1 protein-coding gene is annotated in these 605 nt (G+C 41.3%); it reads left to right on the top strand.

All coding sequences use genetic code 11. The features are described from left to right. Nucleotides 1-14: 14 nt before the first annotated feature. On the top strand, nt 15-605 hold a 591-nt coding region (locus BI291_RS04515), incomplete at its 3' end, for a transposase (RefSeq protein ID WP_139302554.1).

The raw sequence follows: 605 nt of genomic DNA, 5'->3' as shown, positions 1-605 counted from the left end.
GTCTCAGAGGCACGATGACATGTAAGTTAGAAGGTAAAAATACTTGGGAAAAACTCCCTGCCTTTCATCAGGGAGCGAGCTGTCAACCAACTCGACTGGGCAAAGCGAGGGTTACTCAACACAGTCCAACAGCATGTGATGCATTTCTCCATTTGTACAAAGGAAAATACAAAGGACGAAAAGGGAATAGCCGTTTTACTAAAGATACTCGCATGTATCGACGGCATGCTCATGAGCCATGGTTACTCGCAACATCAGATAATACACTCACTAGTGATCAAGTAATTAAGTTGTACAGTAAAAGGATGCAAATTGAGCAAAACTTTCGCGATGACAAAAGCCAACAATATGGCTTTTCGTGGCGGTTTAGTAAAACACAAGGCGTAAGGCGAATGAGTGCCTTGTGCTTAATTGCATGTTTAGCCAGTCTATTACTTTGGTTTGTTGGCTTTGAAGCGGAGCAGCGCAATTGGCAAATAATGTTTCAGGCTAATACGATAAAACACCGCAGAGTTCTATCGTTTCTTACATTGGCGAAGCAAGTAATTCGGCATAGACTCCACAAAATTAAAAATCACTATCTACAGAAAAGTCGAGAAAACTTT

Source organism: Thalassotalea sp. PP2-459, assembly GCF_001913705.1.
Lineage (GTDB): Bacteria > Pseudomonadota > Gammaproteobacteria > Enterobacterales > Alteromonadaceae > Thalassotalea_C > Thalassotalea_C hakodatensis.
This window is presented reverse-complemented; position numbering and strand designations above follow the sequence as displayed.